This window comes from Agrococcus sp. UYP33 (assembly GCF_054060915.1).
This window is the reverse complement of sequence record NZ_JBSSDR010000001.1, coordinates 1,697,703-1,712,145: the sequence shown is the minus strand read 5'-3', so window position 1 is coordinate 1,712,145 and position 14,443 is coordinate 1,697,703. Positions and strand designations below refer to the sequence as shown.

Genomic DNA, 14,443 nt, shown 5'->3' with positions numbered 1-14,443 from the left:
GGATGGCGCCTCGCTCGCGCCAGCAGCGGCGTCGCGACACGGAGCGGCGGCTCTCGGAGGACGTCGACGTGTGGGTCGCGACCGCCTCCGCCGCCGGAGAGGCGCACCTCGTGCCGCTCTCGTTCGACTGGGACGGCGACACGCTGCTGCTCGCCACCTCGCCGTCGAGCCCGACCGGGCGCAACCTCGAGACGACCGGCAGTGTCCGGCTCGGCCTCGGGCTCGTGCGCGACGTCTCGATGATCGACGGCGACGTGGAGGCGCTCGACATCGACGACCTGCCTGCCGCGCGCGCCGACGCGTTCGCGGCTCGGGCGGGCTTCGACCCCCGCGCGTCGACCGGGCGGATGCGGTGGTACCGCGTGCGCCCCAGGGAGATCCAGGCGTGGCGCGAGGTCGATGAGCTGCCGGAGCGGCAACTCATGCGCGGCGGCGCCTGGCTCGACTGACCTCAGCCCGGCCGCACCAAAGCCCCGCTCGCGACGATGACGTCCTCCTCGGAGGGCGGCACCTCCTCGGGCGGCGGCCGATCGCGCGTCCATCGGGTCGACTCCGCGCGCGGCGCCGGCAGCACGAGCCGCTCGATGAGCTCAGCGGCATGGCGCGCGCCGCCGAGCCGCTCGAGCTCGGCGGCGATCTCGAGCGCCCGCTGCTTGAAGCGGGGGTCGCTCCGCACCCGCCGGACCGCGTCGCGCACCTGCGCGGGCTTCGGCCTGCCGGTGCGCAGGTCGACCCCCGCGCCCGAGTACGCCACCTGCGCTGCGATCTGCGGCTTGTCGAGGGTGCCGCCGGCGACGACGAGCGGCACGCCCATCGACAGCATCTCGAGCACCCCTCCCCAGCCGCCGTTCGTGACGCCGACCTCGCAGCTCGGCACGATCGCGGCGAAGGGGACGAAGTCGACGAGCCGCGCGTTCGCCGGCGGCTCGGCGCCGACGTCCCGACCGGCGGTGGTGCCCACCACGCGCACCGGCTCGTCGGCGAGCCCTGTCAGCGCGGGGACGAGCAGGTCGGTCGGCTCGGTGTTGAGCGTGCCCTGCGTCACGAACACCACCGGCGACCCCTGCTCCAGGAGCGGCGCGACCCACGCCGGTGTGGGTCGCGCCGCGGTCGGGGGCACCAGGCGGCCGACGAAGTGCACGGTCGCCGGCAGATCGGTGCGCGGGAACTCGATCGACGGCGCCCCGGTGGCGATCACGAGCGTCGGCGAGTAGAGGGTGCTGTCGAACCGGCGCCCGGGGCCGAGCCCCAGCGACGCTCGCACGGCGCGGTGCGGCCGGTCGAGCGGCGCCGTCATGGTCGGGGCGGCGCGGCGCAGCAGCGCATCCCGTGCCTCGCCGAAGCGGCCGCGACCCGGCGCCAGGGCAAGACCGCTCGGCGGCAGGTCCCGGCTCGGCATCGACAGCGGCACGACGGAGATGGTCGCCCACGGCAGGTCGAGCAGCTCGGCGGTGAGGCCGGCGCCGACCGCGAGCACGTCGGCGACGATCGCGTCGAACGGCGTGACCGCGTGCGCCGCGCACATGTCGTCGACCTGCCCGCGCGCGGTGCCGATGAACACGTCGCGCACGTTGGCGATCAGCCCGAGCGGGCCAGGGCCACCGGCGTCGGGGAAGGTCTCGGAGAGTCGGGTCTCGTCGAAGTCCTGGGCCGCGCTCCACGGCAGGATCGCGCATCCCAGCCGACCGAACGCCTCCGCATACCGGGCGCCGGTGTAGGCGGTCACGCGGTGCCCGCGGTCGAGCAGCGCTGCGGCGACCGCGGTCATCGGACGGACGTGTCCCGCGAACGGCATCGCGGTGACGAGGATGTGTGCCACGGCGTCACGGTAGTGCCGGATGCGACCGCCTGAGGAGAATCGCGGACACTGTTATGGAAGTGTGGTGGCTTCCCCGCAGAGACGAGCAGAGCCCCGCCTCGCGGCGGGGCTCTGCGTGTGGTGGACCCGGGGGGAATCGAACCCCCGACCTTCTCATTGCGAACGAGACGCGCTACCAACTGCGCTACGGGCCCGGACCGGATCAGCGTACCCGACGACGGCGGGCTCCACGAAATCGGCGCCGGCCGAGGCGTCGTCATGCCGTCCGCGGCCGTTCACCTCCCGGCCACCGCGCGTCGCTAGCGTCCGATCGTGCCTCGCGCTCTCGTCCTCGCGGCCGGTGCCGCCGCCATCGTGCTCAGCATCGCGCTCGGCGCGATCATCGTCGTCGTCTGGCAGCCCTGCGCCGACGCGGCGATGCCGCTGCAACCCGGACTGTCGCCGAGCTGCGCGGCCGTCACGAGCGGGCCCAACACGGGCTGGATCGGCCTGCTGTGGCCGCTCGCGCTCGCCGCTGCAGGCCTCGCTGCCTACCGGCTGCTCGCGCGCGGCTCGGGCGTCGCGCGCAGCGTCATCGTCGTGCTGCTCGCTGCGTGCGCGATCGCGGCGAACCCGATCGTCGAGTACACCCTGCTCAACGCCGTGCCGCAGTCCTGGGACGAGCCGCCCGGCACCGGCGCGCTCACCGCACTGCTCTTCGCATTGGCCGGCCTCGTGCTCGCGACGACCGCGGGCCGGCGCAGGCGCGCCTAGCGATCAGCCGACGCGGCGGAGGAACGCCTCGTGCACGTCGAGGCGCTCGAGCTCGTCGTCGACGAGGCCCATCGAGGCGAAGCGCGAGCCGCTCGTCGGTCGCTCGACCTGGCGGGCGGGCTGCTCGACGCGCACGCGGTGCTCGTCCTGCTCGGTCTCGAGCGGCGCCTGCTGCTCGAAGACGACGGCCGGGACCGCGGGACCCCGGTCGACGCGCATCTCGCGCACGGGCGCGACCGGCTGCGTCTCCGCGGTGCGGCGGTCGCCGGCCGGCTCGGCCGACGAGGCCGTGCCGATCTCGCCGGTGACGATCTCGTCGAAGCTCGCCTCGAGCGCCGCGACGCGGGCGATGGGGCCCGAGATCGCGCGGCGATCCTCGGCGAGCTGCGCACGGGCGCGCCGCAGCAGCTCGTCGCCTGCGCGGTACTCGGGGCGCAGCCGCTGCTCGGGCACCGGCCGGGGCGACCAGGCGCGCGACGCGGGGGCCTCGTCCGCAGTCCCGGCGGCCTCGGCGCGCGGGGTCTCGGCGGTGCCAAAGATCACGCCGGAGGCGGAGACCGCGGCGCGCACGGCGGCGGTGCGGTGCTGACCGGGGCGCGACGCCTGCCGCGCGACGACCTGCTCGGCCACGCGCGACTCGGCGGCGACCGCCTGCGCGGCGACCTCCCGGGCCTCGACGAGCGTGCGCACCTCTGGGGCGGACGACGCGACGCGACGCATCCGCGACGCCGACGCGTTCACGGCGACGAGCCCGACCAGGCCCAGCACGGCGACGACGGCGCCGAGCGCGAGCAGCACCTGCAGGCCCGGCACGACCGCGCCTGCGACCACAGCCACCACAGCGGTGAGCACGAGCGCGAAGCACGCCAGGCGGGTGCGGCGCAGGCGCTGCGCGCGCGAGACGGTCGACTTCACCGCGGCACGCACCTCGCGCTCGACCGCCTTGATCTGCTCGTCGAGCTCGCGCGCCCGCGCGACGGCCTTCGCGTGCTCCATCGCCTGCTTGAGGCGCGCCTCCTTGGCGACCGCCTTCTGCTGCACGGCGATGGTGCGGGCATCGGCCTCGATGCGCACCTCCTCCGGCGACTCGGCCGACTCGGCCATGATCCGCAGCGTCTGCTGCAGGCGGATGGCGTTGCGCTCGGTGGCGAGGTACTCGCGCTTGCGGGTCCAGACGGGCACCAGGTAGGCGACCCAGAGCACCACCGCGACGATGAGGACGAGGGACGTCCCGAGACCTGCGAACTCTGGCATGTCCTGCACGGTAGCGGCGGCGCGGGCCCGATCTCGGGAGGCCGTGCGGCGGTTCGCCACGCATCGGGAACATTGCCGCGCGAGCGGCTCCGGCGCGCGCGCTCGGGTCAGCGCGGAGAGCCCGCGCGCGGGTCGCCGCCGACCTCGACCGGGTAGACGGAGCGGTCGAACGGCGGCACCCGGCCGGCCAGCCAGCGCTGCAGCATCGGCTCGGCGAGCTCCTCGCGCACGATCGCGAAGCACAGGTGGTCGCGCCAGTCGCCGTCGATGTGGATGTAGCGGCGGCGGCAGCCCTCGTAGCGGAAGCCGAGCTTCTCGACCACCCGCAGGCTCGCCACGTTCTCGGGGCGGATGCACACCTCGACGCGGTGCAGGCCCGCCGGGCCGAGCAGGTGGTCGGCGACGAGCGCGACCGCCGTCGTCGTGGCGCCGCGGCCTGCGAACCGCTGCGCGATCCAGTAGCCGAGCGTCGACGACGCGAGCGCCCCGCCGGAGATGTTCGCGACGTTGAGCTGGCCGGCGAACTCGCCGTCGACCTCGATCGCGAACGCCATGCCGGTGCCGTCGCGATCGGACTCGAGCAGCGAGCGGATCGACGAGCGGGTGTCGAAGCGGCCGCTCGGCCGCGTGCCCGGCAGCGTCGCCTCCCAGCGCTCGAGCCAGGGGCGGTTGGCGATCAGCTCGGCCTCGAGCGCCTTCGCGTCGCGCTGACGGATGCCGCGCACGGTGATGGCGCCATGGGTGAGCCGCGGCGCAGTGTCGAACACGAGAGCGAGCCTAGGCGGTCCGGCGAGGCGACCGCTCCTCGACGAGCGCGGCGGGCACGACGTTGAAGTTGTCGCGGAACAGGTTATCGGGGTCGACCTCTGCCTTCAGCGCGCGCAGCCGCGCGAGCGTCGCGGGCGGGAACGCCTCCTCGAGCCGGCCGGACCGCTGGTCGGTCTCGAACGAGAGGTACAGGCCGGATGCGTGCGGCGCGACGAGCGTGTCCCACGCGGCGTCGAGGCGCGTGCGGTCCATGCCGAACGCGGTCACCGAGAAGCCGGCGTCGCGGTGCGCGAACGCGGTCGCATCCGCGTCGACGTCACCGATCGCGCCGCCCATCGCGCGGATCTGGAAGAAGAAGTGCGCGCCGGTGTCGAGGAAGCGCGCGAGTGCCGTGGCCACGGCCGGCGTGATCGAGCGCAGCAGCGCCGACCGGGTGGTCGGCTCCCCCTGCCCCTGGTGCGCGCCACCGGCCGCGTTGTCGATGACCCCGGCGTAGCGCGTGCGGACGACCTGCTGCTGCACGAGCGGCCCGACCATCGCGAACGGCTGCAGGTGGCCGACGATCGTCTCGGGCTCGGAGGCGTCGACGGCGATCATCACCTGCGCGATGCGCGACTGGCGCGGGCGGTCGCGGCCGATGAGCAGGAACGGCGTCACCGCTCGGTCGCTCGCCTCGGTGGCCGCGCCCCAGCGCTCGAGGAAGTCGGCGGTGTCGCTCGCGTCAAAGACGAGCTGCGCGAAGCCGATCTGCCCGACCGGCTGCGCGATCATCTCGAAGGCGACCGCGACGCCGAGGTTGGCGCCGGCGCCGCGCATGCCCCAGTAGAGCTCTGGGTGCTCGTCGCGGCTCGCGCGCACGAGGGAGCCGTCGGCGAGCACGACGTCGACCGACTCGATGTGGTCGACCGTGAGCCCGTGCTCGCGGCCGAGGAAGCCGACGCCGCCGGTCGTCGCGAGCCCGCCGACGCCCACGCCGCCGTATTCGCCCGAGCTGATGGCCCAGCCGTGCGGGTCGAGCGCCGTCGCGACCTGGCCCCACGTGGCGCCGGCGCCGACGCGCACGAGGCGCCGGTCGGCATCGACGACGTCGATGCGGTCGAAGGCGCCGAGGTCGACGACGATGCCGCCGTCGTTCGTCGACCGGCCGGAGATGCCGTGACCGGCGGACCGGATGCTGAGGGGCACCTGCCCCTCCCCCACGCCCTGGCCGCGGGCATAGCGCAGCGCATCCGCCACCTGGGTGACGCTCGTCGGCCGCAGCACGATGCCGGGCCGCCCGCCGCGCAGGTAGGTGTGCTGGGCGTCCGGGTACGACCAGGATCCGGGCTCGACCGCCGTCGCCTGCAGGCTCGCCGGGACGGCGGCGTAGTCGAGGCCCGCCGCGCGCTTCGCGAGCGCCGCCGCGGAGACCGCGGGCGCGGTGTCGGTGCCGCGCTCGACGCGCTCGGCCGCGACCTGCTCGCGGACGGCGGGGGCCACCTCCGCCATGAACCGCTCCATCAGCCCCGGGTCGTCCGCGGCGAGGATGAAGGTGCCGATGCCCTCGCCGAGCGTGAGCTCGACGAGCTCCTCCACCCACTGGTCGGGCGGGCCCTGCAGCCGGCCCGTGGAGCGCTCGCCGATCTGCCCGCTGATGTTGAGCAGTCGGCGGATCTCGCGCGGGTCTCGGCCCGCCCGCGCGGCCGCCTCGTCGATCGTCCGGTTGCCGCGGCCGAGGTCGCCGGGCTGCAGGTACCCGAGCGATGGGAGCCAGCCGTCGCCGAGCCTGCCGGTGAGGCGCAGCATGCGCGGCTTGTAGGCGCCGATGTGGAGCGGGATCGGATGCGCCGGGCGCGGCCCGCGCTTCGCGCCGGCGACGCGGTGGTGCTCGCCCTCGACGCGCACCCCGCCGCGCTCGCTCGTCTCCCAGATGCCGCGGATGATGGCGATCGCCTCGGCGAGCGCATCCACGCCCTCGCCGGGTGTCAGCCTCGTGCCGCCCATGGCGGCGATCGCGTCCCAGAAGCCGCCGGCACCGAGGCCGAGCTCGAAGCGGCCGCCGGAGAGCAGGTCGAGGCTCGCGGCGCTGCGCGCGACGACGGCCGGCTGGCGCAGCGGCACGTTGAGCACGTTCGGCGCGATGCGGATGCGGTCGGTCGACGCCGCGATCCAGCTCATGAGCGTCCACGTGTCGTGGAAGGCGGGCTGGTAGGGGTGGTCCTGGAACGTCGCGAGGTCGAACCCCGCCAGCTCGGCCGCCTGGGCGAGCCGCACGGGCTGCGCCGGCGGCTGGTTCGTCGGCGTGATGAACACGCCGTACTCGAGCTCGTGGCCGTAGTCCATGGCGATCGCGTCCCCGTCCCGGGCGCGTGGTCGCCCACCGGGTCCAACCGCGCACGGTGGGCAAGATTCCCACGGCGACGCGCTACCGTCGCCGTGTGAGCGACGACGAGTCCGCCATCGAGGACGCCAAGCGGCTGCTGCGGAGGCGCCTGCGCACGCAGCGGGCGGAGCGCGGTCCGGCAGCAGCAGACCACGCAGCCTCCCTCGCCGAGCACCTCCGGCGCCTCACCGAGACGCTCGGCGCCCGCACGATCTCCGCCTACCTGTCGCTGCCCGACGAGCCCGACACCCGCGTCTTCCTGCGCTGGGCCACGGGTGAGGGCATCCGGGTGCTGCTGCCGATCATCCGCACGGATGGGCTGCTCGACTGGGCCGAGCACGACGGCACCGAGACCGTCGAGGCGACGCTCGGCGTGCCGCAGCCCACCGGCGAGACGCTGCCGCCGACGGCGCTCGACGACGTCGACCTCATGCTCATCCCGGCGACCGCGGCCGGCCGCGACGGCTCGCGGCTCGGCGGCGGTCGCGGATTCTTCGACAAGACCATGGCGGCGATGGCAGAATGTCCGTTGGTCTATGCCGTGGTCCACGACGACGAGCTGTTCGACAGCGTGCCGCACGCGGCGTACGACCAGCCTGTTGACGGCGTCGTCACGCCGTCCGGGATCCACACCACATCGAGGAGCTGACCAATGCCCGTCTACGCCTACGCCTGCACCGCCTGCGGACACGCGTTCGAGGCTCGGCAGGGCTTCGATGAGCCGTCGCTCACGGTCTGCGAGCGCTGCCAGGGCGCGCTCCGCAAGCAGTACGGCACCGTCGGCGTCACCTTCAACGGCTCCGGCTTCTACCGCACCGACTCGCGCGCCGCGAGCGGCGCCGCGAAGGCGCCGGCAGGCGGCTCCTCGTCGAGCTCGTCGACGTCGTCCAGCTCGTCCTCGTCGAGCTCGTCCTCGAGCTCGAGCGACTGAGCCGTGGAGGGCTTCAAGAAGTTCCTGCTGCGCGGCAACGTCGTCGAGCTGGCGACCGCGGTCGTCATCGGCGCTGCCTTCACCGGGATCGTGAGCGCCTTCACGCAGGCGATCATCGATCCGCTGCTCGCGATGGCGTTCAACGCCGACGCCCTCGCGGGTGTGATGGTCGGCCCGTTCAAGCTCGGCCTGCTGCTCGCCGCCGTGATCAACTTCCTCATCGTCGCCGCGGTCGTCTACTTCGTGCTGATCCTGCCGATGGCGAAGCTCAAGGAGCGCCTCGACCGCAACCGCGAGCTCGAGCTCGCCCCGGCGGAGCAGGTGGAGACCGACGTCGAGATCCTGCAGGACATCCGCGAGCTGCTGCGGGCGCAGGCGACCCCCTCCACGTCGACGACGCCGGGCGCCCCGACGGCCTGACGCGTCGCCGTCGAGGCGCACCGCGACCGGCCTGCCCGGTCTGCGGATGCGTCAGCCCCAGTGGGGCGGGACGTCCTGCCGCAGCTGCGCGTCGTTCTCGGTCGACTGCTGCTGCTCGCGCGGCGGCTCGCCCGTGTAGCCGGGCGTCGGCTCGGTCGACACCCGCCGGCCGCGCCGCCTGATCACGAGCGGCCTCGGCTCATCGCCCTCGATGTGCTCGCCCTCGGGAGGCGAGCTCGCCGCACCGGTCACTGCGAAGCATCCGCCCCGACGAGCTCGGCGATGCGGTCGGCGACGCCCTCGGGATCGGTGAACAGCTCGAACGCGTGCACGCGCATGGTGTGCCAGCCGAAGCGCCGCAGCACCTCGGGGCGCAGGCGCAGCGCCTCGCGCAGCGTGCGCTCGCCGTCGTCGTGGTCAGCCTCGATCGCCGCGCAGACGCCGCCGTTGGCGACCACGAGCGGCAGCTGGCCGTCGTACGAGACGTCGGCGCGGAGCCCCCGGCGGCGCAGGCGCGTGGCGAGGTCGATCATGAGCGGGTCGCCGCCGTGGAACGACTTCGGCTGCTCGCCGCCTGCGATGTCGAGCAGGATCTCGCGCAGCTGCGCGGCACCGTGCGCGAGCCGCTCGGGGTCGAGCTCGGCCGCGTCGAAGGCCGTGACGATCTGCATCGCCTTGCGGGCGCGCGTCATGGCGACCGCGAGCATCCGCTCGCCGCCCGGCTCGCCGAGCGGGCCGAACTCCACGTTGCGGCCGTGCTTCGTGTGCCCGTAGCCCACCGAGAAGATCACGCGGTCGCGGCTCAGCGCGCTCGCGTGCGTGATGTCGACGATGACGAAGGGCTCCTCGCGCTCCGCGACGACGAAGTCGGTGAGCGGGCCGCCGGCGCCGAGCGACGCCATGACGGCCTGCTGCAGCCGCACCTCGTGCTTCTCGTTCGCCGTGACGACCATGAGCGACTCCTGCGGCCGCGAGCGCGCATGCTGCGTGACGAGCTGCACGACGCGCTCGACCTCGGCGTCCGGGCTCTCGACCGTCGCGGCGCCCTGCTCGGGCAGCCCGTGCGCGCCGTGCACGATCGAGCTCGTCAGCGACGCGTGACCCAGGTAGGCGCCAGCCCACGGCAGCGCCTCGATGCGGCCCTCGTAGAAGCGCTCGTTGACGGCGGCGACGAGGTCGGCGCCGCCCGTGCGGTACGAGCGGGTGAGGCGCCGCGTCGGCAGCACCTGGCCGAGCCGCGACAGCGCCGACTCGGCGTGCAGCTCGTCGGGGGTCGCCAGCTCCTCGCTCGGCCGGATGCCGAGCGTCGAGATGCCGACGTCGAACGGCGAGGGCGTCTGCGTCACCGAGTCGCCGAGCGCGATCACCTGGCGCGCGCGGCTGATGGCGCCCGCGGCCTCGGCGATCGTGATGGCACCGGCGTCGGCGATCACGACGGCGTCGAACGGGATGCGCTTCGGCACCCGGTGCAGGTCGTACGGCGAGGCGAGCCACACGGGCGCGAGCGAGCGCGTCAGGTGGGGCGCGACGTGCTGCAGCTCGTCGGCGTCGACGGGGCCCGCCTTGATGAGCCGCTTGACCGCGGCCGCCTCGTCGCCGTGGTCGTCGATGGCGAGCCGCCACTGCTTGGCGAGCTGGTGCGCGAGCCGTGCGCTCGAGGCGTCGACGTGCGCCTCGTCGACGAGCGCGAAGTCCTGCTCGAGGCGCTGGAGCACCTCGGTGTTGCCGCGCAGCAGCGCGCGCTCCTTGCCGAGCATCGCCTGCAGCGCGGACTGCCACCACGCGAGGTCGAGCTCGTGCTCGACCTGGTCGTCGGCGACGTGCCGGTTCGCGAAGTCGGCGAGCAGCGGATCGAGGCCGAGGCGCTCGACCGACGCCATGAGCTCGGCGCGCTCCTGGATGTTCTGCAGCGCGTCGCTCGGCGCCGCCAGGCCCGCGACCCGCTCCTCGAGGTCGTCGAGCTGCAGGTCGGTGCTCGGCACCTCCGGGCTGAGCGCGGCGTCGAGCCGCGCGAGGCGCTCGAGGATGTCGGTGAGGCGGGTGTCGAGCGCGGCGAGGCCGGACGGCACCGCCGGGATCGACCCGTCGGGCGCGAACTTCGCCCAGAGCCGGCGCTGCTGCTGCGCCGCGATGAGCACGTCGTGCAGGTCGGGCACGTGCGCGCCGGGCCGCACGTACTCCTCCGCGAGCTTCCGGAGCCGGCGGCGCTGCATGCTGCCGAGCGCCTGCACGGCCTCGCGGCGCGGGCCGGTGGCGGTGATGAGCTCGCCGAGCGGGCGGTCGTAGATCGACGGCGTCATCACGTCGAGGGTCGCGAGCACGTCGGTGAGCAGCGCCACCTGGATCGCGAGCTCGGCGAGCGTCGCGGCAGGGCGCAGCTTCGTGTCGCCGATGACCCGCTTCGCCTGCGCGAGCAGGGCGGCGAGGTCGCCGGGACCGCCGTCCGAGCTGGGGCCGGCGAGCCGCTGCGCGTCGGCGAGCGCAGCGGACGCGTCGCCGGAGCTCGAGAACGACGCGCCGTACCAGGGCGTGTCGCTCGGCCCGTACTTGAACTGCCCGAGCGCCGCGGCCTTGCGCATCGTCGCCGCCACGCGCGGCCGGTCGGTGGCGAGCTCGCGCGTCGCTCGCTCGCTGAGGCGCGCGCGGGTCGACGGCGGCGTCGGCAGCATCGCGAGCCGCGAGAGCTCCTTGAGGGCGTCGAGCACCGACACCTGCAGCTCGGGGTCGACGCGCTGGAGGGCGGCGCGGTAGTCGAGCAGCACCTTGCGAAGGCGCAGCATGGCCTCGTCGATCTCGGCCGTCTCGGGCCGCGGGCTCTGCTCGATGCGGCGGATGGCGGCGATGAGGTCGCGGCGCAGGGTCGCCTCCGAGACGGCGAGCGCCTCGAGCTTGGTGGCGGCGAAGCGGTCGGCGATGTCGCGCAGCGTCGCGCGGCGCGGGCTGACGACGAGCACGCGGCGATCGTCGCCGACGAGCGCGCCGACGACGTTCACGATCGTCTGGGTGAGGCCGGTGCCCGGCAGCGCCTCGACCACGATCGAGTTGCCGGCGGCGGCCTCCGCGATCACCGCGTCCTGCTCGCCGTCCGCGTCGAGCACGAGCCGGTCGACCTCGGGGTCGCGCTGGTCCTGCGGCGTCTCGTCGATGCCGGCGCGGCCCTCGCGCACCCGCCACGCGGCCTGCTCGTCGCCGCGCACGGCGTCGAGCACGTCGTGCGGCTGCTGCTGCAGGTCGGTGACCATCGGCTCGCCGACGTCGGCGAAGGTCGACGCCAGCAGGCGCGCCTCGACCGAGAAGCCGGGCACGTGCGCGGCCGCCTGCCGCACCGCATCCAGCACCGCGTTCGGCGTGAAGGTGCCCTCGCCGGAGGCGAGCTCGATCAGCTGGCGCTCGTCGAGCCGCACGCCGTGGTGGCCGCGCAGGATGCTCGCGATGCGCGGGTTGACGAACGGGCGCCCGAGCAGCTGCAGCTCGAAGTCGCGGCCGCGGCGGCGGATCATGAGCGGTCGGAGCAGCATGGGACCGTAGACGTCGCGATCGCCGTGCGGGAAGCGCACCATGCCGATCCCGAGGTGCACGGCGTCGATCGAGCGGGCGGCGGCCAGCTCGATGCCCTTCGACGCGATCGCCGCCGCGGCGCCACGGGCGGCGCGCAGGGCGAGGTCGTCGCGGATGAGGCTCGAGAGCGCCGTCGGACGGCCGGTGATGAACTGCGCGAGGCCGCCGGGATGCGTCGTCGACAGCTCGACGCGCGTGGCGGTGGTGTCGATGAAGTCGGTCAGCGGGCTCCGTCCGCCGACGCGGCGGAGCGCACCCGCCCACGCCTCCCACTCGCCATCGCGACGCGAGCGCCGAGGCTCCGGGTCGGGCTGGCGCTCCGGCACCCGGGCGGCCTGCGGCGCTGCGTCCTGCGCGGCTCCCGACTGCTCGAACACCGGCGCACCGCCGAGGCCGTCGTCGGCGCCGTCGTCGCTCGGGGCCGCCGCGGGCTGCACGAGCTCGACCGCGTCGTGCGTCGCGCCGTCGACGGGCTCGTCGCCCAGGTTCTCGATCTCGTCTTCGCGCACACCGTCACGATAGTGAAGCGCCCGCGAGACGCGGCGGTGCCGCCCCGCAGAGCCGCAGAATCGGGCTCAGGCGCTGCCTAGAACCAGGCGTCGCCCGTGCGGCGCGTGTAGACCGCGCGCAGCCAGCGTCCCGCCTTCTGCCACAGCGCGTAGCGACCGGAGAGCGGCAGCTCGAACGTGGGCATGTACCGGACGGGCTCGGGCGCCCACGCGGTCTTGAACGTGTAGAGGCCGCGGATGTCGCTCGTCTCCCACTCGGCCGGGTCCGGGATGTTCGCGAGCTCGTAGAGCGTCACGCCGTCGGCGTGGAGGTCCTGCATGATCTTCCACTGCATCAGGTAGGGCGCGAAGATCTTCGCGTTCTCACGGATGCTGCCGGCGTCCTTGTACCAGGCGGTGTCGCCGAAGCGGATGACGAAGGCCATCGACTGCACCTCACCCTCGTAGTGGGCGACGTAGAAGTGGCCCTGCCCGACGGTCTTGTAGACGTCCCAGATGCGCTGGAAGTACTCGGGGTGGCGGAAGTAGCCGCCGGAGCGCTCCTTCGTCTCGCCGATCAGGCGGTGCATCTCCGCCTCGTTCTCGGCCGTCATGTCGACCTTCGTGACCGTCACGCCGAACTTGTTCTCGGCGGCGCGGTAGGAGTTGCGGGCGCGCTTCTTGAAGCGGGCCGCGACCTCGTCGAGCGTGCCCGTGAGGTCGACGGCGACGGCGTGCTGGTACTGGCTCGAGGCGGCGCGCACCCAGCCGTTGCGCTCGAAGGCGGCGATCAGCGCCGGGTCCTCGGTCTCGAAGGTCTCCATCTTCAGCCCGAACCAGCGCTTCGGGTACGCCTTCGCTCGCGCCGTGATCGCGTCGACCGCCTCGGGCGTGATGCCGCTCACGCGCGGCAGGAAGAGGATGCGCCCGGCGAGCGGCGCGGTGCGCTCGAACAGCTGGATGGGCAGCTGCCGCTCGCCGCCGTCAGCGGTCGGCACGGGCACGACGTCGCGGAGCGCGCGCCACGGGCTCTCCTCGCGGGTGCGGGCCCATGCATCCGACTGCATGTAGTGGGCGCGCGACTGCCCCTCGAGCACCTGCGCGTCCCACGTGGCTGCATCGGTCGCCTTCGCGGGCCTCGGCTCGGCTGCAGCGGTGGTGCTCATGCGCTCGCTCTCGTGGGGGTGGGATGCGGGGGTGACGGTGCGATCGCACCGCCCCCGATGCTACCCGCGCCGCTCGCGGGGCGGCGGCGGGCGCGCTCGGCGACGGCGGCCGCGTCAGCGGCTCGACGTACCGTCGGCGTCATGACCCTCCGCCCCGCCGAGTGGGACGTGCTCCACCCACTCGACGGGCACCCCATCGCGATCGTGCGGCTCGTGCAGCTCGGCACGCGCCGCGAGCCCTACTACCGGGCCGTCTCCCCCGAGCCGGACCGCGCCCTGCGGCGGCTCATCGGCTACTGGGGCACCGTCGACGAGGCGCACGAGGGCGTGCTGGCGCTGTACGAGCGCGCGTCCGGGCGCTCGCTCGCCGGCGGCGACCGCCCTCCGTCTCGGCCGCTCGTGCCGCAGAAGCCGCCGCCCGGCACGCCCCAGCAGGGCACGCCCGCGCGGCCGCGCCTGCACGCAGCCCGCGCCTAGCGGCTGCGACCGCGCGGGATGCTGCCGTCAGGCCGGCTTGGTCGCCTTGCCGTCGAGCCAGAGCGTGTCGGCGTCATCGCGGTGGCTGCCGGTCGAGCCGACGTGCTTCGCGTCGATCTGCGGGCCGTGCTTGATCACGTGCACGAGCGCCATCCCGTGCCCGCGGCCGAGGCCGTAGTCGCCCTTCAGCCACTCGAGGATGGTGCCGGCCTTGACCGACGGATCGTCGAAGCCGCGGTCCTTCGCCTGTTCCACGAGCGCTCGCGGGGTGAGACCGGTCTTCTCCTCGATCGCGTCGAGGTACGCCTGGAAGGACATGCGATGAGTCTCGCACGATGGTGCCCCTGGAGGGATTCGAACCCCCAACCAGCTCCTTAGGACGGAGATGCTCTTCCATTGAGCTACAGAGGCCAGGCCGGATCAGTCTACCGGCGGACGGCGAAGCGC

General features: G+C 74.1%; 14 protein-coding genes and 2 tRNA genes. 6 read left to right on the top strand and 10 right to left on the bottom strand.

The genetic code is table 11. The features are described 5' to 3' along the window. Positions 1-2 precede the first annotated feature (2 nt). Positions 3-449 (top strand): pyridoxamine 5'-phosphate oxidase family protein, encoded by a 447-nt coding sequence (locus ACVWW9_RS08425; protein WP_456515115.1) that lies wholly within the window; start codon positions 3-5, stop codon positions 447-449. Positions 450-451: 2 nt separating this feature from the next. On the opposite strand, the gene ACVWW9_RS08420 is transcribed toward ACVWW9_RS08425, so the two are convergent. Both ACVWW9_RS08420 and ACVWW9_RS08415 read right to left on the bottom strand, forming a co-directional pair. Continuing rightward, positions 452-1,819, bottom strand: a complete 1,368-nt coding sequence (locus tag ACVWW9_RS08420; RefSeq protein ID WP_354255976.1) for a glycosyltransferase — start codon at positions 1,817-1,819, stop codon at positions 452-454. A gap of 118 nt (positions 1,820-1,937) precedes the next feature. After that, positions 1,938-2,013 (bottom strand) — tRNA-Ala (locus ACVWW9_RS08415). A gap of 118 nt (positions 2,014-2,131) precedes the next feature. Here ACVWW9_RS08415 and ACVWW9_RS08410 point away from each other — a divergent pair. Beyond that, positions 2,132-2,572: a hypothetical protein gene (locus tag ACVWW9_RS08410; RefSeq protein WP_456515114.1), complete on the top strand. Its 441-nt coding sequence runs from the start codon at positions 2,132-2,134 to the stop codon at positions 2,570-2,572. Between the two features lie 3 nt (positions 2,573-2,575). Here ACVWW9_RS08410 and ACVWW9_RS08405 read toward each other — a convergent pair whose 3' ends face one another. The 3 genes from ACVWW9_RS08405 to ACVWW9_RS08395 form a co-directional block, all read right to left on the bottom strand. Then, on the bottom strand, positions 2,576-3,826 hold the full coding sequence (locus ACVWW9_RS08405; protein ID WP_456515113.1) for a hypothetical protein: 1,251 nt from the start codon (positions 3,824-3,826) through the stop codon (positions 2,576-2,578). A gap of 107 nt (positions 3,827-3,933) precedes the next feature. Continuing rightward, positions 3,934-4,593, bottom strand: coding sequence for a GNAT family N-acetyltransferase (locus ACVWW9_RS08400; RefSeq protein ID WP_456515112.1), 660 nt, complete (start codon positions 4,591-4,593; stop codon positions 3,934-3,936). 10 nt (positions 4,594-4,603) lie between these two features. Continuing rightward, a complete protein-coding gene (locus tag ACVWW9_RS08395; protein WP_456515111.1) occupies positions 4,604-6,916 on the bottom strand; it encodes an LLM class flavin-dependent oxidoreductase in 2,313 nt (770 codons plus the stop codon). A gap of 95 nt (positions 6,917-7,011) precedes the next feature. Between ACVWW9_RS08395 and ACVWW9_RS08390 the strand changes: the two genes are divergently transcribed. The 3 genes from ACVWW9_RS08390 to mscL are packed head-to-tail and all read left to right on the top strand — an operon-like array spanning position 7,012 to position 8,307. Next, complete coding sequence (locus ACVWW9_RS08390) at positions 7,012-7,605, top strand: 5-formyltetrahydrofolate cyclo-ligase (RefSeq protein ID WP_456515110.1); 594 nt, start codon at positions 7,012-7,014, stop codon at positions 7,603-7,605. A 3-nt stretch (positions 7,606-7,608) separates the two neighbouring features. Then, positions 7,609-7,887, top strand: a complete 279-nt coding sequence (locus tag ACVWW9_RS08385; RefSeq protein ID WP_456515109.1) for an FmdB family zinc ribbon protein — start codon at positions 7,609-7,611, stop codon at positions 7,885-7,887. Between the two features lie 3 nt (positions 7,888-7,890). Further along, the gene (gene mscL / locus ACVWW9_RS08380) at positions 7,891-8,307 is read left to right on the top strand and encodes a large conductance mechanosensitive channel protein MscL (RefSeq protein WP_456515108.1); all 417 of its coding nucleotides are present in this window, start codon (positions 7,891-7,893) and stop codon (positions 8,305-8,307) included. A 51-nt stretch (positions 8,308-8,358) separates the two neighbouring features. On the opposite strand, the gene ACVWW9_RS08375 is transcribed toward mscL, so the two are convergent. The 3 genes from ACVWW9_RS08375 to ACVWW9_RS08365 form a co-directional block, all read right to left on the bottom strand. Beyond that, positions 8,359-8,493, bottom strand: coding sequence for a hypothetical protein (locus ACVWW9_RS08375; RefSeq protein WP_456515107.1), 135 nt, complete (start codon positions 8,491-8,493; stop codon positions 8,359-8,361). A 62-nt stretch (positions 8,494-8,555) separates the two neighbouring features. Then, positions 8,556-12,374 (bottom strand): AAA family ATPase, encoded by a 3,819-nt coding sequence (locus tag ACVWW9_RS08370; protein ID WP_456515106.1) that lies wholly within the window; start codon positions 12,372-12,374, stop codon positions 8,556-8,558. A gap of 77 nt (positions 12,375-12,451) precedes the next feature. Beyond that, entirely contained in the window at positions 12,452-13,519 is a 1,068-nt protein-coding gene (locus ACVWW9_RS08365; RefSeq protein ID WP_456515105.1) for a lipid II:glycine glycyltransferase FemX, read from the bottom strand. Between the two features lie 141 nt (positions 13,520-13,660). Between ACVWW9_RS08365 and ACVWW9_RS08360 the strand changes: the two genes are divergently transcribed. Further along, positions 13,661-13,996 (top strand): hypothetical protein, encoded by a 336-nt coding sequence (locus tag ACVWW9_RS08360; RefSeq protein WP_456515104.1) that lies wholly within the window; start codon positions 13,661-13,663, stop codon positions 13,994-13,996. Positions 13,997-14,023: 27 nt separating this feature from the next. Here ACVWW9_RS08360 and ACVWW9_RS08355 read toward each other — a convergent pair whose 3' ends face one another. Together ACVWW9_RS08355 and ACVWW9_RS08350 are read right to left on the bottom strand one after the other, a co-directional pair. Further along, the gene (locus tag ACVWW9_RS08355) at positions 14,024-14,314 is read right to left on the bottom strand and encodes a DUF4287 domain-containing protein (RefSeq protein ID WP_456515103.1); all 291 of its coding nucleotides are present in this window, start codon (positions 14,312-14,314) and stop codon (positions 14,024-14,026) included. 18 nt (positions 14,315-14,332) lie between these two features. Beyond that, positions 14,333-14,407: transfer RNA gene (locus tag ACVWW9_RS08350), tRNA-Arg, on the bottom strand. Positions 14,408-14,443 lie beyond the last annotated feature (36 nt).

Excerpts from the sequence above, each read along its gene's own strand:
- ACVWW9_RS08385 (WP_456515109.1), top strand. The coding sequence starts at position 7,609 with ATGCCCGTCTACGCCTACGCCTGCACCGCCTGCGGACACGCGTTCGAG.
- ACVWW9_RS08425 (WP_456515115.1), top strand. The coding sequence starts at position 3 with ATGGCGCCTCGCTCGCGCCAGCAGCGGCGTCGCGACACGGAGCGGCGG.
- ACVWW9_RS08395 (WP_456515111.1), bottom strand. The coding sequence starts at position 6,916 with ATGGACTACGGCCACGAGCTCGAGTACGGCGTGTTCATCACGCCGACG.
- ACVWW9_RS08360 (WP_456515104.1), top strand. The coding sequence starts at position 13,661 with ATGACCCTCCGCCCCGCCGAGTGGGACGTGCTCCACCCACTCGACGGG.
- ACVWW9_RS08355 (WP_456515103.1), bottom strand. The coding sequence starts at position 14,314 with ATGTCCTTCCAGGCGTACCTCGACGCGATCGAGGAGAAGACCGGTCTC.
- ACVWW9_RS08405 (WP_456515113.1), bottom strand. The coding sequence starts at position 3,826 with ATGCCAGAGTTCGCAGGTCTCGGGACGTCCCTCGTCCTCATCGTCGCG.
- ACVWW9_RS08365 (WP_456515105.1), bottom strand. The coding sequence starts at position 13,519 with ATGAGCACCACCGCTGCAGCCGAGCCGAGGCCCGCGAAGGCGACCGAT.